Origin of the sequence: Sphingopyxis sp., from assembly GCF_035998905.1 — a bacterium.
In the GTDB taxonomy this organism is placed as follows: domain Bacteria; phylum Pseudomonadota; class Alphaproteobacteria; order Sphingomonadales; family Sphingomonadaceae; genus Sphingopyxis.
In genome coordinates this window covers 106,693-130,648 of record NZ_DASYHG010000019.1, presented here as the reverse complement: position 1 = coordinate 130,648, position 23,956 = coordinate 106,693, and the positions used below count along the sequence as shown (strand labels likewise).

Here is a 23,956-nt window from a genome sequence, read left to right as displayed (position 1 = left end):
CGATGAAGGGATATGGGACCGCATCGGCCGCGTCCAGCGGGTATCGACGCCCCTCCTCTCCGCGGATGAGGAGGTCCAGAGACCGGGAGAGAGAACCGCTCTGGACCCCCGCAACCGCGGAGAAAGGGATCAGGCGGCGGCCGCCGCCAGTTCGGGCCGCGACGAATGCGCCGGCATGATCGCGTCGGCATAATCGCTTTCATATTTGCCGATCAGCGCGCGGTCGTCATGGTTCCACGGATGGAAGCCCGGCATGAAATAGGAAAGCCAGGGGAAGAAGCTCTTGCGCAGCACCCCGGGGGTACCGAGCAGATACCACCAGATGCGCGCCGTAACGCGCCAGCCGGTCAGGCCGTCCTGCTTGAGCAGCGCCTTCATCCCCTTCACGCGCTTCGGCCAGAAGCGCGTCGTGACGAGCAGCATCATCAGCGATTTGGCGCGCCAGCGCTTGAAACGGCTCCAGTCTTTCGTCGCGTGGAGCCAGGTGTCATAGGCGACGCCCTTATGCTCGATCTCCTCGATCGCGTGCCATTTCCACAAGGCGGCCCATTCGGGCTCGGCCCCCACGTACATCTTGTCTTCGCGCAGCATCACCGCCGCCATCATCGCGGTATAATGTTCGAGCGCGATCGTCGCCATCAGGTTGACGATCTGCGGGCGCGTCTTGATCAGGTCGAGCACCTGGTTGACGTCGTCCTCGAGCTCGCTGAGGTCGTAACCCGCCTCCGCCGCCTTCTTGTTGAAGACGACATGTTCGCGGCTGTGAATCACTTCCTGCTGGGTGAAGGCGCGGATTTCGCGCGCCAGCTTGTCGGGAACGCCGTCGCGGTGCGCCTTCACCGCCTCGATGAACATCGCCTCGCCGCGCGGGAAAGTCACCGACAGCGCGGTGTGGAATGCCGACGCGATCGGGTCGCCGTTCAGCCACCAGCGGCCCTGTTTGTCGTCGCGGCCAAAGCGCATGTCGCGCGGCGTGATCGACAGGTCTGCAGGCGTTGGCGACTGGGAAAGGCTGGACATATGGCTCATACCGTCGAAAAGAGGAGATGGGCCAGCAATAGGGTTTACTTACATATATGTCAATAGTGAAGAAGCGCCTGAGTCCCGAAGAAAGCCGTTCGGCCGCGCTCGAAGCCGCGCGCCAGATATTGGTGGAAACGGGACCGGCGGCGGTGACCTTGAAGGCGGTCGCGGCGCGGATCGACCGCACCCACGCGAACCTGCTCCACCATTTCGGCAGCGCCGCGGGGCTGCAAAAGGCCCTTGCCGCCTATCAGGCCGAAACCGTGTGCGCGACGATCGGCCGGAAGATGGCCGAATCGGCGCCGGGCGAACGCAATGTGCGCGAGATCGTCGACCTCGCCTTCGACGCCTTTAACGAAGGCGGCGCGGGCGCGCTCGCGACATGGATGGCCGCGACGGGCAACGACGACGCGCTCGACCCGATCGTCGAGGCGATCCACCGGCTGATCGACGGCATGGCCCCCGATGCGCACGAAAAGCGCCTGATGCACGAAGATACGCTCGCATTGGTGCTGATGGCATTGGGCGACGCGCAACTCGGCGGACCGATGGCAGAGGCGCTCGACCTGCCGCGCGACACCTCGCGCGTGCTGGCGACCGAATTGATCACCGGGCGGATCGCGAAGTTCTGGGCCGAGCATGGCGGCAAGCCGCAGGGCTAGGGCTGGTAATTTTGTGCCCCCTACGCTAGGGGCCACGCCAATCCCTTCATTCCGTTCGCATCGAGCGAAGTCGAGATGCCCGTCGGCGTTGCGCCATTTTGATGGGTGTCTCGACTTCGCTCGACACGAACGGTAGCTTTTCCGCCCAAAGGCCGCACCATGCATTTCCTCGACCAAGCCAAGATCTTCATCAAATCCGGCGACGGCGGCCCCGGCGCCGTGTCGTTCCGGCGCGAGAAATATGTCGAATATGGCGGCCCCGACGGCGGCAACGGCGGCAAGGGCGGCGATATCGTGTTCGAAGCCGTCGCCGGCCTCAACACGCTGATCGACTTTCGCTACACCCAGCATTTCAAGGCGAAGCGCGGCACCCCCGGCGCGGGGCGCGACCGCACCGGTGCGGGCGGACCCGACCTCGTCATCCAGGTGCCGATCGGTACGCAGATCCTCGACGACGACGAGGATCGCAGCCTGCTCGCCGACCTGACGAAGGAAGGCGAGCGCCTCCATTTCCTGCGCGGCGGCGACGGCGGGCGCGGCAATGCGAGCTACAAGACCTCTACCAACCGCGCGCCGCGCCAGCATGGGCCGGGCTGGCCGGGCGAGGAAGCGTGGGTGTGGCTGCGCCTCAAGCTGCTCGCCGACGCGGGCCTCGTCGGCCTGCCCAACGCAGGCAAATCGACCTTCATCAACGCGGTGACCAATGCGCAGGCGAAGGTCGGCGCCTATGCCTTCACGACACTCCGCCCGCAGCTCGGCGTCGTCAGCCACAAGGGGCATGAGTTCGTCATCGCCGACATTCCCGGCCTCATTCAGGGCGCCGCCGAAGGCGCGGGCGTCGGCGACCGCTTCCTCGGGCATATCGAGCGCTGCCGCGTGCTGCTCCACCTCGTCGACGCGAATGACGAGGATGTCGCGACGAGCTATCGCATCGTCCGCGACGAACTCGAAGCCTATGGCGCCGACCTGGTCGACAAGCCGGTGATCGTCGCGCTGAACAAGACCGACACGCTCGACGACGAGCTGATCGCCGCGCTCTCGGCCGAACTTGAAGCCGAGAGCGGGCATCCGGTGATGGCGCTGTCGGGCGCGAGCGGCGCGGGCGTGCCCGCGGTGCTCGACAAATTGCTCGAGGCGATCGGCCACCCCGAACCCGGCGCGGATGACGGCGAAGAAGCGACCGGCTGGTCGCCGGTTTAGGAACAAAGCCCGCCGCAGGGGATTTCATGCGGAACAACAAGGAGTTCCGTATGACTGTCCGCCGCACCTTACTGACTATGGCCGTCCTCGCCGCGCCGCTCGTCTCGATCCCGGCGCAGGCGCAGGAAAGCGAGGGAAGCGAAAAGCGCACGCGCCTGATTCTCGGGCCGCAGCTCGCGCCGTCGTGGCCCGGCGCCGACAAGTTCAGCATCGGCCCCTATGTCGACCTTTCGCGCACGCGCGACAGCGAGTTCGCGTTCGAGGCACCCGATGAAAGCTTCGGGTCGCCGCTGCTCCGTTCGGGCAATTTCGCCTTCGGCCCCGCTTTCGGCTTCGTCGGCAAGCGCAAGGCGTCCGATATCGGCGCCGACCTGCCCAAGGTCGGCCTGTCGATCGAGGCCGGCGCCTTCGCACAGGTCCACCTGACCCCGGCGCTGCGCCTCCGCCTCGACGGCCGCAAGGGGTTGAGCGGTCACAAGGGCTGGACCGGCGAAATCAGCGCCGATTATGTCGCGCGCGAAGGCGACGACTGGCTTTTCTCGATCGGCCCGCGCGTGACGCTTGGCGACGCCAAATACACCCGCGCCTATTTCGGCGTAACGCCCGCCGCCGCGGCGACATCCGGCCTCCCCGCCTATGATCCCGGCGGCGGCGTCCAGTCGGTCGGCGTGACGGCGGGTTACCATCGGATGCTCGGCAAGAATTGGGGCATCGCGGTCTATGGCCGCTACGACCGGCTCGTCGGCGACGCGGCGGATTCACCCGTGACGCGCGAACTCGGATCGCGCAGCCAGCCATCGGGCGGGGTCGCGCTCAGCTACACTTTCGGCGGATCGCGTTGACGTAAGGATTGGCGCGGGCTTCGGCAGACGCTATCGGCGGCGGCATGAGCCTGTTTCCGCCCGCATCCTGCCCCCGTCTCATCGTCAAGATCGGCTCGGCGTTGCTCGTCGATCCGTCGGGCGCGGTGCGGCGCGACTGGCTGGTCGGGATCGCCGCCGATATTGCCGAGCGGACGCGCGCGGGCCAGCAGGTTGCGGTCGTCTCGTCGGGCGCGATCGCGCTCGGTGCGCGGCGGCTGGGCCTCGCGAAGGGCGGACGCGGGACGCTCGAAGATGCACAGGCGGCAGCGGCAACCGGCCAGATCGCGCTGTCGCAGGTCTGGGCCGAGGTGCTCGGCGCCGAGGGGCTGACCGCGGCGCAAATGCTCGTCACGCTCGACGACCTCGAACATCGCCGCCGCTATCTCAACGCCGCGGCGACGCTCGACCGGCTGCTGTCGCTCGGCGTCGTGCCGATCATCAACGAGAATGACAGCGTCGCAACCGAGGAAATCCGTTTTGGCGACAACGACCGGCTTGCGGCGCGCGTCGCGCAGGCGGCGGCGGCGGGCGGCGTGATCCTGCTGTCCGACATCGACGGCCTATACGACCGCAACCCCGCGCAGGAGGGCGCCGTCCATATCGCGCGCATCGAACGTATCGACGCGGGCATCGAGGCGATGGCCGATACCGGCTCGGCGTCGGGCATGGGATCGGGCGGCATGGTGTCAAAGATCGCGGCGGCGCGCATCGCCAATGCCGCGGGCGCGCATCTCGCGATCGCGTCGGGACGCATCGACCGGCCGCTGTCGACCGATGCGCGGCACAGCCTGTTCGCCGCCGACAGGGGCGCGAGCGCGCGCAAGGCCTGGCTCGCGGGTGGGCTGACCGCCAAGGGCCGGATCGAGATCGACGCGGGCGCGGCCAAGGCTCTGCACGGCGGCGCGAGCCTGCTCGCGGCCGGGGTGACCGCGGTCAGCGGCAGTTTCGCGCGCGGCGACATCCTCGACATCGCCGGCCCCGACGGGCGCGTCATCGCGCGCGGTCTCTCCGAATATCCCGGTGCCGACGCCGCGAACATCGTCGGCCTCGGCCGCGACGCGCAGGAAGCTGCGCTCGGCTACGCACCGCGCAGCGCGATGGTGCACCGCGACCATATGGTGCTGCTCTGACGCGCGTGCTCGCGATGACCGGCGCGACCGGCTTCGTGGGCGGCGCGACGATGCGCGATGCCGTCGCGGCGGGCTGGCACGTCCGCGCGCTTACCCGCCGTCCGCAGCCCGAGCGCAAAGGCGTGACGTGGATCGCGGGCGCGCTCGACGATACAGCCAGCCTCGCCGACATGGCGAAGGACGCCGACGTCGTCATGCACATCGCGGGCGTCGTCAATGTGCCGACCCGGGCGGCGTTCGAGGCGGGCAATGCGACCGCGACCGCGAACGTCGTCGATGCCGCGCGCGGCGCAGGTGTGACGCGCTTCGTCCATGTTTCGTCGCTCGCCGCGCGCGAGCCCGGCATCTCCAATTACGGCTGGTCCAAGGAACGCGCCGAGGCGGTGGTCATGGCAAGCGGGCTCGACTGGACGATCGTGCGGCCGCCCGCGGTGTTCGGTCCCGGCGATACCGAGATGCTCGACCTGTTCCGCATGGCGCGGCGCGGTATCGCGCTGGTTCCGAGCGGGCGCATGTCGGCGATTTATGTCGACGAACTCGCGCGGCTGCTCGTCACGCTCGCCGCCGACCGCGGCGTCAGCGTCGGCCAGATTTACGAACCCGACGACGGCAAGCCCACGGGCTGGTCGCATCGCGGCTTTGCCCGCGCCGTCGCACGCGCCGTCGGGCGCCAGCGCCTGTCGACGCTCGCAACCCCGGCGTTGCTGCTCAAGGCAGGCGGGCGGCTCGACAAGCTCGTCCGCCGCAGCCGCGCGAAGCTGACCCCCGACCGCGCGCGCTATATCGCGCACCCCGACTGGGTCGCGACCGAAGGAAAAGGCCCGCCTGCCGCCCTATGGCGCCCCGAACGCGACACCGACGACGCGCTCGCGGAGACGGTGCGCTGGTATCGCCGCGAAGGCTGGCTCTGACGTCGCCGGTACCGCGTCATCACCCGCCCGTCGAAGCGTGCATTGCCAAGGGCGAGCCGCGTCCCTAGGTTCGCGGGCATGACCGAAACGACCGCGAACACGCCCAACGATCCCGCCGGCCCCTGGGCCATCCCGGTGCGCCGCCCGCTGCCGGGCGACGACAAGCCGAAGTCGACGACCAGCTTTCCGCGCAAGGTCTGGCATTTGCTCGTCGGGATCAAGGATGCGCTCGCGCTGGTCTTCCTGCTGCTCTTCTTCGTGGCGCTGTTCGGCCTGCTCGCAGGACGCCCCAACGCGGGCCTGCCCGTCAGCCAGGGCGCACTGCTGATCGAACTCGACGGGATCGTCAGCGAACAGCCGTCGGAGGTCGATCCGTTCGCGGCCTTGTCGGGTGGTAACCAGCTCAAGGAAGTCCGCGTCCGCGACGTCGTCCACGCGCTCGAGGTTGCCGCCGACGACAAGCGCATCACCTCGGTCGTCCTCGACCTCGACCGCTTCCTCGGCGGCGGGCAGGTCTCGCTCGCCGAAATCGGCGCCGCGGTCGACAAGGTGCGCGCGAAGAAAAAGCCCGTGCTCGCCTTCGCCACCGCTTACACCACCGACAGCTACCAGGTCGCCTCGCACGCCAGCGAAATCTGGGCCGACAGCATCGGCGGCGTCGCGATCGCCGGCCCCGGTGGATCGCGCCTCTATTACAAGGGGCTTATGGACCGGCTCGGCGTCACCGCGCATATCTATCGCGTCGGCACCTTCAAGAGCGCGGTCGAGCCTTTCCTCCGGACCGACCAGTCGCCCGAAGCGAAAGAAGCCGACCTCGCCTACGCCAGCGTGCTCTGGGAAAACTGGCTGACCGACGTCAAGAAGGCGCGCCCCGCGGCGAAGCTCGACGCCTTCATCGCCGACACCGCGGGCGCGGTGCGCGCGGCGGGCAATGACCTGTCGAAGGCTTCTGTTGACGCTGGCCTCGTCGACAAGGTCGGCAGCCGCATGGCGTTCAACCGCCGCGTCGCCGAGATCAGCGGCACCGCCGACGACAGCAAGCCATGGGAATATAACGCGATCCCGCTCGAAAACTGGGTCGCCGCCAATCCGCCTTCGACGAAGGGCAGCACGATCGCGGTCGTCCCCGTCGTCGGCGAGATCGTCGACGGCGAGGCGCCGAGCGGGGTCGCCGGCGGCGAAACCATCGCGCAGCATATCCTCGACGCCGCGACCGACAGCAGCGTCAAGGCGATTGTCCTGCGCGTCGATTCGCCCGGCGGGTCGGTGCTCGCGTCCGAAGAAATCCGCCAGGCGCTGCTCGCCGCGAAGGCGAAGAAGTTGCCGATCGTCGTCTCGATGGCGAATGTCGCGGCCTCGGGCGGTTATTGGGTTTCGACCCCCGCCGACCGCATCTTTGCCGAGCCCGAGACGATCACCGGATCGATCGGCGTGTTCGGTATCCTGCCCAGCTTCGATCAGGCGCTCGCCAAGATCGGCGTCAACGCCGACGGCATCGCGACGACGCCGCTTTCGGGCCAGCCCGATGTGTTCGGCGGGGTGAACGACGAGTTCAACGCGCTGGCGCAAGCGAGCGTCGAGGACATTTATGGCCGCTTCACCGGCCTTGTCGCCAAGAGCCGCAAGCAGCCGATCGAGAAGGTCCGGACGATCGCCGAAGGGCGCGTGTGGGCCGGTGGCACCGCGCGCCAGATCGGCCTCGTCGATCAGTTCGGCGGCCTGCCCGACGCGATGAAGGCGGCCGCCGGGCTCGCCAAGGTCAAGGGCGACTTCCACGCCAAATATTTCGAGGACGAACCGAGCGAATTTTCGAAGATGCTCGCGAGCTGGTCGGGCGCCGAGGAAGAAACCGCGGCGCTCCCGCGCGGCTGGTTCGGGATCGCGGCGATGAACCGCCAGCTCACCGAACGCCGGCTGGTGCAGGACCTGACGATGCTGACGCAGGCGGGGTCGGTGCAGGCGTCGTGCCTCGACTGCCGCGCCTATCTCCCCGCCGTCCCGCGCCCCGGCAAGGCCGAAGCGAAGGGATTCTTTGCAACGATGGCGTTGTTGCTAAAGTAGTCCCCCTCCTGCTTGCGGGAGGGGAGAGTCAGGCCGCGACCGCAACCGCCTTTGCATGTTCGGCGATCGCGTCGGCCATCGTGTCGACGAGGGCCAGCGGCAGGTCATGCCCCATGCCGGGGATCGTCAGCAGCCGTGCGCCAGCGATATTCTCCGCCGTGTCGCGGCCGCCCGGCAGCGGCACGAGCGGATCATCCTCGCCGTGGATGACAAGCGTCGGCGCTTTGACCGATTTGAGCAGCGCCCGCCGGTCGCCATCGGCGATGATCGCTGCCATCTGGCGCGCGACACCCTGCGGATACCAGCCGCGCTCGAAATCGGCGCGCACACGGCGCTGGAGCCGGTCCTCCGCGGACGGGTAGCCGGGGCTGCCGATCACCCGCGCCGCGTTGACCGAATAGGCGATCAGCGCATCCTTGTCGCCGCTCATCGGCCGGTTCGCGAGCACCTGCATCGCTTCCTTCTTCGCGCGCGGCAGGCGGCGGTTTCCGCTGGTCGACATCACCGAGGTCAGCGACAGCACACGCTCGGGATAGCGCGCCGCGATATGCTGCGAAATCATGCCCCCCATCGACACGCCGACGACATGTGCGCGCGCGATGCCCAGATGGTCGAGAAGCGCGATGCCGTCGGCCGCCATGTCGGCGAGCGTGTAAGCGGGACGGACGGGTAGCCCGAGCATCGATTTGACGACCATCCATTTGACGTTCGGCACCCCCGCCGCATCGAAGCGCGTCGACAGGCCGACGTCGCGATTGTCGTAGCGGATCGTGCGAAAGCCGCGTTCGTTCAGCGCATCGACGAACTCGTCGGGCCACAAGGTCAATTGCCCGCCCAGCCCCATCACCAGCAGGATCACGGGTGCGTCCTTCGGCCCCTTGTCCTCATAAGTGATGTTGATGCCGTTCACCGTGGCCTGCTGTGTCTGCATGGTAATCCCTTGGCTGGAAAAGCGGATCAGCCCGCCGTGGCGGGTTTGTAATTTGCCGCGTTCGAGGTGAATTCGGCGCGGCCATAGCCGTCAAGCTGGCGCTCGATCCGGCGCACGAGGCGGCGGTCGGCGAGATGGCGGACGATGGGCAGGCGCGAGGCGATGCGGTACGCCGCCATCCGCCCCGCGATGCCGAGCATCGTCGCGCCATAGATCAGGTGGTCGCGGCGCTTCACCGGCACCCCGACGCTCGCCGCCCTTTCCTCGTCGCCGGCGAGGAAGGCCTTCACGAAGAACACGCGGCTCACCGAATGTTCGAGGCGGCGCTTGACCTGCCCCTTCGGCGACATGTCCTTCGACAGTTCGGCATCCATCGTCGCGCGCAGCAGCCCGCCGCAGACCTGATCGTCATATTCGTAGCGGAGCGTCGCGCTACGCGTGCGCCAGATACGGACGATCTCCTGCGGCGTGTCGGCGAGCAGATCCTCGGGCAGCCCAAGAAGATAGCAGCGATAGCGCGCGAGCTCGACGCGGCCACGTTCGAGCCGGGTGAAGGTCGTGCGGCCCTTCGCCAGCACCTCCTGCGACAGGAAATAGACCGGGATCAGCCCCGCGGGCATCTGGTCGAGCTGCGGAATCGGCATGCCATAGGTTTCGGTGTCCCACATGCCGGGACGCGACAGCACATTGACGCGCACCATCGAGTGCATCAGCCGCACCATCGCCGCCGCCTTGAACCCCGGGCCATAGCGGTCGAGCGCGCCGGGCAGCGCCGTGGTGGCAAAGAAGGTCGCGGTCTCCTTGACCCGCCGCGCCGCGGTCGCATGACCGAGCGTGCCGGTGAGCGCCATCGGCAGCGCCGAATATTTGTTGAGGAAGGTCGCGATGAACGCGCCGCGGATCAGGAAGGGCGACAGGTTCGCGGTGGCATTGCGTTCATAGGCGGCGCCCTCCTCGACCAGGTCCATATCCAGCCAGTCGGGCTTCTGTTCCATCTCGCGGATCAGCGCGCCGAGTTCGGGCGGCGCGCTTTCGACCGCTTCGATCCCCTTGTCGCACGCCTCGACCAGCATCGCGACGGTGCGCTGGAAGCCGAGCCCCGGCATCAGCGCCGCATAGGCATCACCCGTGCGGTCGCCGAGCATCGTATATTCGCGAATTCGCGCGAGCAGGTCGGGATCGTCGAGATAGGCCGATCGATCGATGCTACGGACGCGGCTGAGCTCGCTCACCGCTCCCGCCTCGGGCGCCCAGCGCTCGGGCGCCTTGTCGAAATCGAAACGGCCGAACAGCTCGGGCAAGGCGTCCGCCTGACCCCGCACCCGGCGTGCGATGGTGCTGACATCAGTGTTCATAATGCGAACCTGCCACAGATTCGCGATTTGGCAAGCCTGTCGCTTGTCCTAGGACCGATCGACATTCAGAAGATGACGAGCCGAAAATGGCGGTTTTCCGTGAACCGGAGCGCAGCGTGCGAATGGCACGTGAGCACCGGAAGCGCGGAAGGCCGTCGTTTGCAGGCCGTCAGGGCTGAATGTCGATCAGTCCTAGCCCTCGTGCCCGCGATAGGCGGGCAGCGCGAGCGACCAGCGGATCGCCGCGCCGCGCAGGATGAACCCCGCGACCGCACCCGTGACCGCCGCGACGGGCGTTCCGGCGCCGAGCCATTGCAGCAGCAGGAACAGCCCCGACGCGAGTGCCGCCGCGGTGACATAGACCTCGGGGCGCATGATGATCGACGGGACCCCGGCGAGGATATCGCGGATGGTGCCGCCGACGCAGCCTGTAATGACGCCCATCATCAGTGCGGGCACAGGCGGGACGCCCCACGCGAGCGCCTTGGCGGTGCCGAACACGGCATAGGCGGCAAGCCCGACCGCATCGGCCCACTCGAGCAATTGCCCCTGCCACCAGCGTTCGGGGGTGAGCCAGACGACGAGCGCGATCGCGATGCATACCGCCGCGATCGCCCCATCCTGCACCCAGAACACCGGCGCGCCGATGAGCAGGTCGCGCACGCTGCCGCCGCCGACGCCGGTGACCAGCGCAAAGAAGCTGGCGGTCACCAAAGTCTGGCGCAGCCGCACCGCCATCAACGCACCCGACAGCGCGAAGACGCCGATGCCGACAAGGTCGAGCAGGCGGACGATCAGCGCATTGTCGAAGTCGAACAAAGCCCGCGCCTATTTGGCGTCGGGGCGTACGCCGCCGACGATCGACAGGACGATCGCAGTCACGGCGTTGCGGATCGCGGGTTCGGCCTTCGGCGCGAAGAAGGGCGAATGATTGGTCGGCGCGGGTTCCCCCTTCGCCTTGAGGTCGGCGAGGACTGCCGGATCATAACCGCCGATACCGAAGAAGAGCGAGGGAACGCCCGCATCGACGAACTCGGAATAATCCTCGCTTCCCGACATCGGCGCCGCACTTGCCGGCGCGAAGACAAGGCCCTTGCCGAACACCGGCGTCAGCGCCGCGACCGCGGCATTGGCCATCGCCTCATCGTTGGTCAGGACGCCGGTGCCGCTGAGATAACGGATCGTCGGCTCGGGCGCCTTGCCCATCGCTGCCGCCGATTTCGCGACGCGCGCGGTCCCGTCCTGGAGCAGCTTGCGCACCTCGGGCGACTGCGAACGCAGATTGACCTTCACCTCGGCGCTGTCGGGGATGATGTTGGGCGCGCTGCCCGCATTGATCGCACCGATCGTCAGCACGCCGAAGGCGGCGGGATCCTTTTCGCGGCTGATCACCACCTGTGTGTCGGTGACGAAGCGCGCGGCGATCGGAATCGGGTCGATCGTCGCCGCAGGCATCGAGCCATGCCCGCCGCGGCCGTGGAAGGTGATCGAATAGCTGTCCGATGCCGACGACCCGGCGCCCGCCTTGATCGCGACCACCCCGGCCGGAAGGTTCGAGACATGCGCGGCGAAGCCGTAATCGGGCTTCGGGAAGCGCGTGAACAGCCCGTCATCGAGCATCGCGCGCGCGCCCACGAGCGGCTCCTCGGCGGGCTGGCCGATCAGTACGACGGTGCCCGACCAGCTGTCGCGCATCGCGGAGAGCGCCTGCGCGACGCCGACCAGATAGGCAACATGCGTGTCGTGGCCGCACGCGTGCATCACGGGCACATCCTTGCCCTCATAGGTCGCGCGCGCCTTGCTCGACCAGGCGAGCCCGGTCTTTTCCTCCATCGGGAGCGCGTCCATGTCCGCGCGTACCAGGATGGTCGGGCCTTCGCCGTTCTTGAGTATGCCGACGACGCCGGTGCCGCCGACCTTCTCGGTCACGGTAAACCCCGCCTTGCGCAGATGCTGCGCGAGGATACCCGCCGTGCGGACTTCCTGCATCCCGAGTTCGGGGTGCTGGTGGAGATCCTTGTAGAGCGCCTCGAGCGCCGGGTAATTTTTATCGAGCAACGCGGTCAGCCGCGCGTTCGCGGCATTGACGTCGGGCGTCGCCTGCGCGCCGGTCGCCATGAGGGAGAGAGCCAGCGAAGCCCCTGCCCGGAGCCAATGCTTCGCCATAATTCTCTCCCCCATTATGTTCGCGTCAGATGTGGATCGGTTTGCCCGTCACCGCCATCGCGGCTTCCTTGATCGCTTCGCTGTGCGTCGGATGCGCGTGGCAGGTATAGGCGATGTCTTCCGACGTGGCGCCGAATTCCATCGCCTGCGCGGCCTGCGCGATCATCGTGCCCGCGACGCTCGCAATGCACCACACACCGAGCACGCGGTCGCTCTTCGCATCGGCGATCACCTTCACGAAGCCGTCGGGTTCGTGGTTCGTCTTGGCGCGGCTGTTTGCCATCATCGGGAATTTGCCGACCTTGACCTCGCCCTTTTCCTTCGCCTGCTCTTCGGTCAGGCCGACACCGGCGATTTCGGGCCAAGTGTAGACGACCGACGGGATGACGTCGTGGTTCACGATGCCCGTCAGACCCGCAATATTCTCGGCGCAGGCGATGCCTTCGTCCTCGGCCTTGTGCGCGAGCATCGGACCGGGGATCACGTCACCGATCGCCCAGATGCCGGGGACCTGCGTCGAGAAATCATGATCGGTTTCGATCTGGCCGCGCTGGTTGACCGCGAGGCCGGCCTTGTCGAGGCCGAGGCCATCGGTGTTCGGACGGCGGCCGATCGACACGAGCACGACGTCGGCTTCGAGCGTTTCGGCGTCGCCGCCGGCGGCGGGTTCGAGCGTCAGCACAGCCTTCTTGCCCTTCACCTCGGCCTTGGTGACCTTGGTCTTGAGCTTGAATTCCATGCCCTGCTTCTTGAGGATCTTGTTCGCTTCCTTGCGGACGTCGCCGTCCATGCCGGGGAGGATCTGGTCGAGGAATTCGACGACGGTGACCTTCGCGCCAAGGCGGCGCCACACGCTGCCGAGTTCGAGCCCGATCACGCCGCCGCCAATGACGACCATGTGACCCGGAACCTTGGCAAGTTCGAGCGCGCCGGTCGAATCGACGATGATCTGCTTGTCGTTATCAACCTCGACGCCCGGAAGCGGGGTGACCGACGAGCCGGTCGCAATGATGATGTTCTTGGCGCGATAGGCCTTGCCCGCGACTTCGACCGTGTCTTTCGACGTGAACTGCGCATAGCCCTTCAGCCAGTCGATCTTGTTCTTCTTGAACAGGAATTCGATGCCGCCGGTCAGGCCCTTCACCGCATCCTTGCGCTGGCCGTGCATCGTGCCGAGGTCGAGTTCGGGCTTCACCTTGATGCCCATCGCCGCCATCGCGCCGCCCGCCGCCGCCTCGAAATATTCCGAAGCGTGGAGCATCGCCTTCGAGGGGATGCAGCCGACATTGAGGCAGGTGCCGCCCAGCGTCTCGCGCCCTTCGGCGCACGCGGTCTTCAGGCCGAGCTGCGCCGCGCGGATCGCCGCGACATAACCGCCGGGCCCCGAACCGATGACAAGGACGTCGTAGTCATAATCAGCCATGTTCAATCTACCTCAATTTCTGCCTGGCACCGTCAACGAGCGACTCCGCTCAAACGGGCAGCCCGGATTTCGCCGCGCATGACTTCATAACGGGTGCCGCCATTTCGGGCGACAGGCCGATCAGTTCAGATGCGCTATATTTCTTGATCAATTCGTCGGCCGCGCATTTGCAGACCTCGGCAGCGAGGCCGGCGGCCGCACCGCCACCCTCGGCCGCGGCGCGGCACGATTCGCCGAAACTCTCGACAAAGCTGGTCCTGAGTCCCTCCTCGAAACCCTTCGCCATGCGGCTTTCACCCTCGCCGCAGCCCGCGAGGGCGGCGGCGACGGCGAAGACCAGAATTGCGCGGAGGGGGAGGAGCGCCGTCATCGGATCAAAGATCGATCAGCAGGCGCGTCGGATCCTCGATCGCTTCCTTGATCGTCTTGAGGAAGGTCACCGCCTCGCGTCCGTCGATCAGGCGGTGGTCATAGCTCATCGCGAGATACATCATCGGGCGGATCACGATTTCGCCGTCACGGACGACCGGGCGATCCTCGATGCGGTGGAGGCCGAGCACCGCCGACTGCGGCGGGTTGATGATCGGGGTCGACATCAGGCCGCCGAACACGCCGCCGTTCGAGATGGTGAAGGTACCGCCGGTCATGTCGTCCATCGTCAGCGTGCCGTCCTTGGCACGCTTGCCGAGGTCGGCGATCGCCTTTTCGATGTCGGCGAACGAGAGGCTGTCCGCGTTGCGCACGACGGGAACGACAAGGCCGTTCGGCGCGCTGACCGCGACCGAGACGTCGAGATAATCGTGATAGACGATCTCGTCGCCGTCGATCCGCGCGTTCACTGCGGGAATGTCATGTGCGGCGAGCGCGACCGCCTTGGTGAAGAAGCTCATGAAGCCGAGGCGGACGCCATGCTTCTTCTCGAAGCTTTCGCGATATTTGTCGCGCGTCGCCATCACCGCCGACATGTCGACGTCGTTGAACGTCGTCAGCATCGCCGCCGTGTCCTGCGCCGCCTTCAGCCGCTTCGCGATCGTCTGGCGCATGCGCGTCATCTTGACGCGCTCCTCGCGGCGGCCCGGAGTACCGGTCGCGGCGGGTGCGGGTGCAGCGGCCGGAGCCGGGGCGGCCGCAGGCGCGGCGCTCGCGGCGGCGAGTACGTCTTCCTTGGTCAAGCGGCCGTCCTTGCCGCTGCCCTGGATCTTCGTCGGATCGACGCCATGCTCGAGCACGAGGCGGCGTACCGCAGGCGACATGGTGGTGACGGTGTCGACGCCATCGCTCGCGGGAGCAGCGGTCGCGGCGGGTGCCGGCGCGGCTGCTTCGGCCTTGGCAGCCGGAGCGGGTGCAGCGGCGGCGGGTGCCGGAGCAGCCGCCGCGCCGCCGGCCTCGACCGTCGCGATCGTCGCGCCGACGTTGACCGTGTCGCCGACCGCGGCGAGCTGCTGGCCCATCACGCCCGCGACGGGCGACGGCACTTCGACCGCGACCTTGTCGGTTTCGAGGCTCGCGATGGGCTCGTCGAGCGCGACGGCCTCACCCGGCTTTTTCAGCCATTCGCCGATCGTCGCTTCGGTAACGCTTTCGCCCAGCGTGGGGACTTTGACTTCGGTGCTCATAGGTGTAGTTCCTTGGGGCTTAAGCTCAGGCTTTGTTCTTGGCGCGGCGGATTTCGGCGCGAACCGAAAGTCCGAGCGCATCGGCGACGAGCGCCGACTGTTCGGTCTGGTGGCGGCTCATCAGGCCCGTCGCGGGCGAGGCCGCAGCAGCACGGCCCGCATAACGCGGGCGCATGCCCTTGTGGCCCGCATTGGTCAGCGCTTCCTCGATCAGTTCGTTGACGAAGAACCACGCGCCATTGTTGCGCGGCTCTTCCTGCGCCCACACCACCTCTTCGAGGTTCGGCATCCGCTTCAGACGAACCGCGAGCGGCTCACCCGGGAAGGGATAGATCTGCTCGACGCGGACGACCGTCGTGTCGGTCAGACCCGCCGCATCGCGCGCTTCCATCAAATCGTATCCGACCTTGCCCGAACAGAGCACGACACGCTTGACGTCCTTGTCGGCGGGCGGCGTACGGTCCGACATCAGGCGGCGGAAATGCGCGTCGCCGATGAAGTCCGAACGCTGCGAAACCGCCAGCTTGTGACGAAGCAGCGACTTCGGCGTCATGATGATGAGCGGCTTGCGGAACGGACGCAGCATCTGGCGGCGCAGGACGTGGAAATAGTTCGACGGGGTCGAAATATTGCACACCTGGATATTGTCGCCCGCACACAGCTGGAGGAAGCGTTCGAGACGCGCCGAGCTATGCTCGGGTCCCTGCCCTTCGTAACCGTGCGGGAGCAGCATCACGAGGCCGTTGGCACGCAGCCACTTGGCCTCGCCGCTCGCGATGAACTGGTCGATCATGATCTGCGCGCCGTTGGCGAAATCGCCGAACTGCGCCTCCCAAAGCACGAGGCTCTTCGGATCGGCCATCGCATAGCCATATTCGAAGCCGAGCACGCCATATTCGCTAAGAGGGCTGTCGAGCACCTCGAACCGGCCGTGCGGGACGGTGGTCAGCGGGATATATTTCGCCTCGCTCTTCTGGTCGACCCAGACCGCGTGGCGCTGACTGAAGGTGCCGCGTCCCGAATCCTGGCCCGACAGGCGAACCTGATAGCCCTCGCTGAGCAAGGTGCCGAACGCGAGGCTCTCGGCGGTCGCCCAGTCGAACACTTCGCCGTCGCTCTTGTCGGCGAACATCGCGCCCCGCGCGTCGATCACGCGGCGGAGCGTCTTGTGGACCTCGACGTCGGCGGGAATCGTCGTCAGCGTGCGGCCGATCGAATCGAACAATTTGTCCGAAACACCCGTCGCGATGTTGCGGCGCGCATTCTCGGGATCGGCGGGAGCGTGGAGCCCCGACCAGCGCCCGGCGAACCAGTCGGCCTTGTTGGGCTTGTAGCTTTTCGCCGATTCAAAGTCGGCTTCCAGCCGCGCGGTGAATTCGGCGCGGCGGGCGTCGGCCCATCCCGCGTCGATCACGCCTTCGGCTTCGAGCTTCGTCGCGCACAGCTGCGACACCGGCGGATGCTGGCGGATGCTGGCGTACATCAACGGCTGGGTGAACGAGGGTTCGTCGCCCTCGTTATGGCCGAAGCGGCGGTAGCACCACATGTCGATCACGACGTCGCGCTTGAACTGCTGGCGGAAATCGATCGCGAGCTTGCACGCAAAGGTCACCGCTTCCGGATCGTCGCCGTTGACATGCAGGATCGGCGCCATCACGCCCTTCGCGACGTCCGACGGATAGGGCGACGAGCGCGCGAACTGCGGGCTGGTCGTGAAGCCGATCTGGTTGTTGACGATGAAGTGGATGCAGCCGCCGGTGTTGTAACCGCGGATGCCCGAGAAGCCGAGGCATTCCCAGACGATGCCCTGCCCCGCGAACGCCGCGTCGCCGTGGATCAGCACGGGCAGCACCTGCTCATGCTTGGCGAGGTCGTCGCGCACGACCTGCTGGGCGCGGACCTTGCCGAGCACAACGGGATCGACCGCTTCGAGGTGCGACGGGTTGGGAACAAGCGACATATGCACCGACGCGCCGCCGAACTCGCGGTCGGTCGAGGTGCCGAGGTGATATTTGACGTCGCCCGAACCGCCGATGTCGTCGGGGTTCGCCGAGCCGCCGGCAAATTCGTGGAAGATGATCTTGTACGGCTTCGCCATGACGTTCGCGAGCATGTTGAGGCGCCCGCGGTGCGCCATGCCGTACACGATTTCACGCACGCCATACTGGCCGCCATATTTGATGATGGCCTCCATCGCGGGGATCATCGATTCGCCGCCGTCGAGACCGAAACGCTTCGTCCCGACATATTTGCGCGCGAGGAATTTCTCCCATTCCTCGGCCTCGATCACCTTGTTCAGGATGGCGCGTTTGCCCTCAACCGAAAATTCGATGATCTTGTCGGCGCCTTCCATCCGTTCCTGCAGGAACTGGCGCTCCTCGATGTCGGCGATGTGCATATATTCGAGGCCGACATTGCCGCAATAATTGGCGCGCAGGATCGCGACGATCTCGCGGATCGTCGCCTTTTCCAGCCCCAGCGTGCCCCCGATGAACACCGGGCGATCCTGATCGGCACCAACGAAGCCGTGGAATTCGGGCGTCAGGTCGGCGGGCAGTTCGCGCGTGCTGAGCCCGAGCGGATCGAGATTCGCGGCAAGATGACCGCGCACACGATAGGTGCGGATCAGCATCATCGCGCGGATCGAATCATCGGCGGCGCGCTCGACTTCGGCGCTCGACAGCGCGGCACCCGCCTTGGCGGCGGCAGCCTTCACCGCGACCTGCATCTGCTGCGGGTCGAGCGCGGCGGTCAGGTCGTCGCTGTCGATCTGGGGCCAGTTCTTCGGCGCCCAGCTCGGGCCGGCCTGCGGCTCGTCGATGTCGAAGCTTTGTCGTTCGAGGTTCATCTGCTTTTCCACGGGGAGGTAGGGGTGGGTTTTATATGGGGAGCGAAGGCCCGCCGGCAAAGGATGCCGGCGGACCATCCGGTCAGACGCGTTCCTTCAGCACTTCGGCGAGGGTCGAGCCGAGTTCCGACGGGCTCGCCGACACCTTGATGCCAGCGGCTTCCATCGCCGCGATCTTGCTTTCGGCGTCGCCCTTGCCGCCCGACACGATCGCACCGGCGTGACCCATGCGGCGACCCGGAGGGGCGGTGCGGCCCGCGATGAAGCCGGCCATCGGCTTTTTGCGGCCGCGCTTCGCTTCGTCGATCAGGAATTGCGCGGCCTGTTCCTCGGCGTCGCCGCCGATTTCGCCGATCATGATGATCGACTTGGTCGCTTCGTCGGCGAGGAAGAGTTCGAGCACGTCGATGAAATTGGTGCCGTTGACGGGATCGCCGCCGATGCCGACCGCGGTCGTCTGACCCAGGCCGACGTTCGTCGTCTGGAACACGGCTTCATAGGTGAGCGTGCCCGAACGCGAGACGACGCCGACGCTGCCCTTGGAAAAGATGCTGCCGGGCATGATGCCGATCTTGCATTCGCCGGGAGTCAGCACGCCGGGGCAGTTCGGGCCGATCAGGCGCGACTTCGAGCCCGAAAGCGCGCGCTTCACCTTGACCATGTCGAGCACCGGGATGCCTTCGGTGATCGCGACGATCAGCTCGATCTCGGCGTCGATCGCCTCGAGGATCGAGTCGGCGGCGAACGGCGGCGGCACATAGATGACCGACGCGGTCGCGCCGGTCGCGGCCTTGGCTTCTTCGACGGTGTTGAAGTTCGGCAGGCCGATATGCGTCGTACCGCCCTTGCCCGGCGTCACGCCGCCGACCATCTGCGTGCCATAGGCGAGCGCCTGTTCGGTGTGGAAGGTGCCGGTGGCACCGGTCATCCCTTGCGTGATGACCTTGGTATTCTTGTCGATGAGAATGGACATATTCTAATTCTCCTGGGGAGAGCCGGCCGGCCCGGCGCCAGCGCCGGGCACAGCCAAAAGGGATCAGGCGAGGCTGGGATCCAGCGCCTTGCACGCGTCGAGCAGTTCCTTGACCGCGTCGACCGAGACCTGCAGGCCAGCCTTGTCCTCGGCATCGAGTTCGATTTCGACGATCTTCTCGACGCCGCCGGCACCGATCAGCACCGGAACGCCGACATAGAGGCCGTCGAGACCGTACTGGCCGTCGACATAGGCGGCGCAGGGCAGGATGCGCTTCTGGTCACCCAGATAGGCTTCGGCCATCGCGATGCCCGATGCGGCAGGCGCATAGAAAGCCGAACCCGTACCGAGCAGCGCGACGATTTCACCGCCGCCGCCGCGGGTGCGCTTGACGATCGCGTCGATCTTGTCCTGCGACGACAGGCCCATCTTGACGAGGTCGGGGACGGGGATGCCGTTGACGGTCGAGTAACGCACGACGGGGACCATGGTGTCGCCATGACCGCCGAGCACGAAGGTGTTCACATCCTTCACCGACACGTCGAATTCATCGGCGATGAAGTGGCTGAAGCGCGCCGAGTCGAGCACGCCGGCCATACCGACGACCTTGTTGTGCGGGAGGCCCGAGAATTCGCGCAGCGCCCAGACCATGGCGTCGAGCGGGTTGGTGATGCAGATGACGAAAGCGTCGGGAGCGTTCGCCTTGATGCCTTCGCCGACGGCCTTCATGACCTTGAGGTTGATGCCGAGCAGGTCGTCGCGGCTCATGCCCGGCTTGCGGGCGACACCGGCGGTGACGATGATGACGTCGGCGCCCGCGATGTCCTTGTAATCGTTCGAGCCAGTGATCTTCGCGTCGAAGCCCGCGATCGGGCCGACCTGCGACAGGTCGAGCGCCTTGCCCTGCGGCACGCCCTCAACGACGTCGAACAGGACGACGTCGCCCAGTTCCTTCTGCGCGGCGAGCAGCGCCAGCGTTCCGCCGATATTCCCGGCTCCGATCAAAGCGATCTTCTTGCGTCCCATGGCGCGCGGCACTCCCTTCCTGGCAAGCCCGGCAATTGGTTCACAGACCGGCGGGAGCACGGGCTAAAGCTCCGCTCCGGTCCCAAGACTGGCGACGCCCCTACGCCGATTCCCTTAAGGAAACAACCGCCAAAAGGACGAAAAACCGGGTTTCTTTGCTAATAGTTCGCAATAACGATAAAGCCCCTCGCGAGACACTCTCGAGATGGGAATAGCCGCGCGATGTGACAAGCACGAAGCGATCGCGCGCGCCGTCTTCGCGGCAAATCCCGCAGCGGCGGGTTAACCCTCCCTTATCGCTGCGATGCTACGCGCGGATAGCATGACGCGGGCGATCATCAGCTTCGACACCGAATTGTCGGCCGGCCTCTATCAACGGGGCGCCGACGCGCGCGCCAATTTCGAAAGCTCGATCCTGGGCCGCTGCCGCGACGGCGATTTCGGTATCCACTTCCAGATGGACATGCTCGAGCGCCACGGGCTGACTGGCGTGTTCTTTATCGATCCGATGCCCGCGCTTGTCTATGGTCCCGAGGTGATCGACGCGATCGTCCGGCCCGTCGTCGCGCGCGGGCACGAGGTGCAGGTCCATATCCACACCGAGTGGCTCGCCTTCGCGCGCTTCAACCCGGTCGGGCGGCTCACCGGCCGCAACATCGGCGACTTCCCGCTGGCGGCACAGAAAAAGCTGATCGCGCTCGCGCGCGACATCCTCGTCGGCGCGGGTGCACCGAAACCGACCGCATTTCGCGCCGGCAATTTCGGCGCCAACGACGACACGCTGCGCGCGCTCTCCGCGCTCGGCTTCCGTTTCGACAGCAGCTTCAACGGCGCCTATCTCGGCCATGGCTGCGCCATATCGCTCGACGCGGGCAATCTGGGAATGCGCGGTCACCACGGCGTCGTCGAGGTCCCGGTCAGCGGACTGATGGACCGCGCGAGCCGTTTCCGCCCCGCGCAGCTTTGTGCAATGTCCGAAGAGGAGATGCGCGACGCGCTCGACCATAGCGCGGCGAGCGGCGCGATCCAGTTTTCGGCGTTCAGCCACAGTTTCGAATTATTGAGCCGCGACCGCGAAGTTCCGAACCGCCTCGCGATTTCGCGAATGGAGGCGCTGTGCCGCGCGGTCGCGGACGACGCGCGGGTGACGAGCGGCGGCTTTGCGACGCTGCCCGGACCGCCCGAACGCCCGGCGCGTATCGCCGTCGCCGCGCCCAAGCCGCTGCGCACGCTGCGGCGGACAATCGAACAGGCTATCGGTCATCTGGTGCACGAGGTGCGCTACGTCCGCGACCTCATTTCCGTCACGGTCAATTCGTCACGCTGGGGAAAGGTTCTGGGCGGGGTATTCCTCGCGATCGCCTAGGCGATCGCGCCTTCGGCAGGTCCGTGGCCTAGCGCCAGATAATCGTCCGACTGCATTTCGGCGAGGCGGCTCGCGGTACGCTCGAACTCGAACGCGCCGTCGCCCGCGACGTAAAGCTGGTCGGGCATCGCGGCCGCGCTCGCGAGCAGCTTGACCTTATATTCGTAAAGCGCGTCGATCAGCGTCACGAAGCGCGCGGCTTCGTTCCGGTTCTCCGGCCCCATGCGCGGGATGCCGACAATGATCACGGTGTGGAAATGGCGCGCCACCGCCAGATAGTCGGCCGCGCCGCGCGCTTCGCCGCACAATCGCTTGAACGAAAAGACCGCGACGCCCTTCAGCGCCTTCGGCACGTGCAGCATCCGCCCGCCGCCGACATCGAGTTCGAGGCTGGGGACATGCGCGCGGTCCTCGGGGGGATAGTCGGTGAGGCGGAAGAAGGCGGCCGACAGCGCCGCGCTCGCCGCATCGTCGGCGGGGACGAACCAGCGCGCGCCGTCGCCGAGCCGGTCGCGGCGATAATCGGTCGGGCCATTGAGGCTCATCACGTCGAGCCGTTCCTCGACGAGCGCGATGAAGGGCAGGAAATGTTCGCGGTTGAGCCCGTCCTTGTAGAGATCCTTCGGCGGGCGGTTCGAGGTCGCGACCATCGTCACCCCGCGGTCGATCAGCGCGGTGAACAGGCGCGAGAGGATCATCGCGTCGGCGCTGTTGTTCACCACCATCTCGTCGAACGCCAGGCAGCGCGTATTTTCGGCGAGCGCGTCGGCGACGAGCGGGATCGGATCGCCGCTCTCGCTCTTGCGCACCTCGCGCATCCGCGCATGGACGTCGAGCATGAAGGCGTGGAAATGGACGCGCTTTTTCCGCTGAATGGAGAGATGATCGTAGAAAAGATCCATCAACATCGACTTGCCCCGCCCGACCGCGCCCCAGAGGTAGACGCCGCGCAGCGCCGCGGGCTTGCGACCGGTCAGGCGCCACAGCAGGCTGCCGCGCGGCGGCACCGCCTCCAGCTCGGTCTGCAGCCGGTCCAGCCGCCCGGCGGCGGCGCGCTGTTCGGGATCGGGCTTGAGTTCGCCCGCCACGACGAGGGCGTCATAGGCCGCCAGAACAGTGATCACTTGCCGCTCGCCTTGCGGATCGTCCCGGCAAAGCTCAGCACGATATGGCTGTCGCCTTCGCCCTGAACGACGAGGCCGCGCAGGAAGATCAGGCGGCCGGTTTCGCGCACCAGTTCGACCACGGCATCGAGGGGTTCACCGACGCGGCCCGCGCCGACGAACTGCGTCGACAGGTCGAGCGTCACCGAATGACCGGCGTTGAGCGATCCGAACTGGTGCGACGCCGCGAACAGCGCGATGTCGACAAGCGCGAGCGTCACCGCGCCGTGAACATTGTCGCCGAGGTTGCTGTGTTTGCGTTCGGGGATCATGCGCACCCGCGCGCACGGACGGCCGTCGGGCGTCGGGGGTTCGGCGCGGACGGTCAGAGGTTCAATGAAGCTGTTGAAGCGCGTCGGGTCCTTGAGGTTCCAGCTGACCCAACCATCGTCCAGCGCCTCCGCGCTGAAATGGTCCCGCCGCTTCGGTTCCTCGATCCCGTCGTTCACACCTGCCGCTCGGCCTCGAGCTTCTTGATCTCGGCGATCGCGCGCGCGGGACTCAGGCCCTTGGGGCACGCGTTCGAGCAGTTCATGATCGTGTGGCAACGATAGAGGCGGAACGGATCCTCAAGCTCGTCGAGCCGTTCGCCGGTCATCTCGTCGCGGCTGTCGGCGAGCCAACGATATGCCTGGAGCAGGATCGCGGGGCCGAGGAATTTGTCGCTGTTCCACCAATAGCTCGGGCAGCTCGTCGAGCAGCAGGCGCACAGGATGCACTCGTAGAGGCCGTCGAGCTTCTCGCGCTCGGCGGGCGACTGGAGCCGCTCCTTGCCGCTCGGCGTCGTCGTCTTGGTCTTGAGCCAGGGTTCGATCGACGCATATTGCGCATAGAAATGGGTGAAGTCGGGGACGAGGTCCTTGATCACGTCCATCGCCGGCAGCGGGGTGATCGTGATGTCGCCCTTCAGATCCTCGATCGCGGTGGTGCAGGCGAGACCATTCTTGCCGTTCATGTTCATCGAACAGCTGCCGCAAATACCTTCGCGGCACGAGCGGCGGAAGGTCAGCGTCGAATCCTGTTCGCTCTTCATCTTGATGAGCGCGTCGAGCACCATCGGGCCGCATTTTTCGGTATCGATCTCGAACGTGTCGAAATGCGGGTTCTGGCCCTTGTCGGGATCGTAGCGATAGACCTTGAATTTCTTGACGGCGGTCGCGCCCTCGGCCTTGTGGACCTTGCCCGTCTTTTGCGGGCGGCTGTTCTTGGGCAGGACAAATTGAGCCATATCGCGGTCTT

21 protein-coding genes are annotated in these 23,956 nt (G+C 66.5%); 7 read left to right on the top strand and 14 right to left on the bottom strand.

What is annotated here, in order from left to right:
• Positions 1–129 precede the first annotated feature (129 nt).
• Positions 130–1,020, bottom strand: coding sequence for a metal-dependent hydrolase (locus VGN62_RS10485; RefSeq protein WP_327453496.1), 891 nt, complete (start codon positions 1,018–1,020; stop codon positions 130–132).
• A 56-nt stretch (positions 1,021–1,076) separates the two neighbouring features.
• Here VGN62_RS10485 and VGN62_RS10480 point away from each other — a divergent pair, with 56 nt between their 5' ends.
• The 6 genes from VGN62_RS10480 (at position 1,077) to sppA (ending at position 7,850) form a co-directional block, all read left to right on the top strand.
• On the top strand, positions 1,077–1,685 hold the full coding sequence (locus VGN62_RS10480; protein WP_327453494.1) for a TetR/AcrR family transcriptional regulator: 609 nt from the start codon (positions 1,077–1,079) through the stop codon (positions 1,683–1,685).
• Positions 1,686–1,844: 159 nt separating this feature from the next.
• Positions 1,845–2,885, top strand: a complete 1,041-nt coding sequence (gene obgE / locus VGN62_RS10475) for a GTPase ObgE (protein ID WP_327453492.1) — start codon at positions 1,845–1,847, stop codon at positions 2,883–2,885.
• A gap of 50 nt (positions 2,886–2,935) precedes the next feature.
• Entirely contained in the window at positions 2,936–3,727 is a 792-nt protein-coding gene (locus VGN62_RS10470) for a MipA/OmpV family protein (RefSeq protein ID WP_327453491.1), read from the top strand.
• Between the two features lie 44 nt (positions 3,728–3,771).
• A complete protein-coding gene (gene proB / locus VGN62_RS10465) occupies positions 3,772–4,878 on the top strand; it encodes a glutamate 5-kinase (RefSeq protein WP_327453489.1) in 1,107 nt (368 codons plus the stop codon).
• Between the two features lie 14 nt (positions 4,879–4,892).
• Positions 4,893–5,789: an NAD-dependent epimerase/dehydratase family protein gene (locus tag VGN62_RS10460; protein ID WP_327453487.1), complete on the top strand. Its 897-nt coding sequence runs from the start codon at positions 4,893–4,895 to the stop codon at positions 5,787–5,789.
• 78 nt (positions 5,790–5,867) lie between these two features.
• Positions 5,868–7,850, top strand: coding sequence for a signal peptide peptidase SppA (sppA, locus tag VGN62_RS10455; RefSeq protein WP_327453485.1), 1,983 nt, complete (start codon positions 5,868–5,870; stop codon positions 7,848–7,850).
• A 28-nt stretch (positions 7,851–7,878) separates the two neighbouring features.
• Here the strand turns inward: sppA and VGN62_RS10450 are convergent, their stop codons facing one another.
• The 10 genes from VGN62_RS10450 to mdh all read right to left on the bottom strand — a co-directional run bounded on the left by VGN62_RS10450 (position 7,879) and on the right by mdh (position 20,188).
• Positions 7,879–8,781 (bottom strand): alpha/beta fold hydrolase, encoded by a 903-nt coding sequence (locus VGN62_RS10450; RefSeq protein ID WP_327453483.1) that lies wholly within the window; start codon positions 8,779–8,781, stop codon positions 7,879–7,881.
• Positions 8,782–8,807: 26 nt separating this feature from the next.
• The gene (locus tag VGN62_RS10445) at positions 8,808–10,136 is read right to left on the bottom strand and encodes an oxygenase MpaB family protein (RefSeq protein WP_327453481.1); all 1,329 of its coding nucleotides are present in this window, start codon (positions 10,134–10,136) and stop codon (positions 8,808–8,810) included.
• A 192-nt stretch (positions 10,137–10,328) separates the two neighbouring features.
• Positions 10,329–10,955: a trimeric intracellular cation channel family protein gene (locus tag VGN62_RS10440; RefSeq protein ID WP_327453479.1), complete on the bottom strand. Its 627-nt coding sequence runs from the start codon at positions 10,953–10,955 to the stop codon at positions 10,329–10,331.
• A 9-nt stretch (positions 10,956–10,964) separates the two neighbouring features.
• Positions 10,965–12,302, bottom strand: a complete 1,338-nt coding sequence (locus tag VGN62_RS10435; RefSeq protein ID WP_327453476.1) for an amidohydrolase — start codon at positions 12,300–12,302, stop codon at positions 10,965–10,967.
• 25 nt (positions 12,303–12,327) lie between these two features.
• Positions 12,328–13,725 (bottom strand): dihydrolipoyl dehydrogenase, encoded by a 1,398-nt coding sequence (gene lpdA / locus VGN62_RS10430; protein ID WP_327453475.1) that lies wholly within the window; start codon positions 13,723–13,725, stop codon positions 12,328–12,330.
• A gap of 49 nt (positions 13,726–13,774) precedes the next feature.
• Entirely contained in the window at positions 13,775–14,095 is a 321-nt protein-coding gene (locus VGN62_RS10425) for a hypothetical protein (RefSeq protein ID WP_327453473.1), read from the bottom strand.
• Positions 14,096–14,099: 4 nt separating this feature from the next.
• Positions 14,100–15,341: a 2-oxoglutarate dehydrogenase complex dihydrolipoyllysine-residue succinyltransferase gene (gene odhB, locus VGN62_RS10420; protein WP_327453471.1), complete on the bottom strand. Its 1,242-nt coding sequence runs from the start codon at positions 15,339–15,341 to the stop codon at positions 14,100–14,102.
• A gap of 25 nt (positions 15,342–15,366) precedes the next feature.
• Complete coding sequence (locus VGN62_RS10415) at positions 15,367–18,189, bottom strand: 2-oxoglutarate dehydrogenase E1 component (RefSeq protein WP_327453469.1); 2,823 nt, start codon at positions 18,187–18,189, stop codon at positions 15,367–15,369.
• 82 nt (positions 18,190–18,271) lie between these two features.
• Complete coding sequence (gene sucD, locus VGN62_RS10410; RefSeq protein WP_327453466.1) at positions 18,272–19,162, bottom strand: succinate--CoA ligase subunit alpha; 891 nt, start codon at positions 19,160–19,162, stop codon at positions 18,272–18,274.
• Positions 19,163–19,225: 63 nt separating this feature from the next.
• Positions 19,226–20,188 (bottom strand): malate dehydrogenase, encoded by a 963-nt coding sequence (gene mdh / locus VGN62_RS10405; RefSeq protein WP_327453464.1) that lies wholly within the window; start codon positions 20,186–20,188, stop codon positions 19,226–19,228.
• A gap of 322 nt (positions 20,189–20,510) precedes the next feature.
• On the opposite strand from mdh, the gene VGN62_RS10400 reads away from it, so the two are divergent.
• Positions 20,511–21,554 carry a hypothetical protein gene (locus VGN62_RS10400; RefSeq protein WP_327453462.1) on the top strand — a complete coding sequence of 348 codons (1,044 nt, stop codon included), beginning with the start codon at positions 20,511–20,513 and terminating at the stop codon, positions 21,552–21,554.
• Here VGN62_RS10400 and zapE read toward each other — a convergent pair.
• From zapE to VGN62_RS10385, 3 genes are read right to left on the bottom strand one after another with little or no spacing between them, the layout of a single operon-like run.
• Entirely contained in the window at positions 21,551–22,678 is a 1,128-nt protein-coding gene (gene zapE / locus VGN62_RS10395; protein ID WP_327453460.1) for a cell division protein ZapE, read from the bottom strand. The two genes, VGN62_RS10400 and zapE, sit on opposite strands and share 4 nt — an antisense overlap.
• On the bottom strand, positions 22,675–23,166 hold the full coding sequence (locus tag VGN62_RS10390) for a PaaI family thioesterase (protein WP_327453458.1): 492 nt from the start codon (positions 23,164–23,166) through the stop codon (positions 22,675–22,677). Before VGN62_RS10390 ends, zapE begins: the two co-directional genes overlap by 4 nt.
• Positions 23,163–23,945: a succinate dehydrogenase iron-sulfur subunit gene (locus VGN62_RS10385; protein WP_327453456.1), complete on the bottom strand. Its 783-nt coding sequence runs from the start codon at positions 23,943–23,945 to the stop codon at positions 23,163–23,165. Before VGN62_RS10385 ends, VGN62_RS10390 begins: the two co-directional genes overlap by 4 nt.
• Positions 23,946–23,956 lie beyond the last annotated feature (11 nt).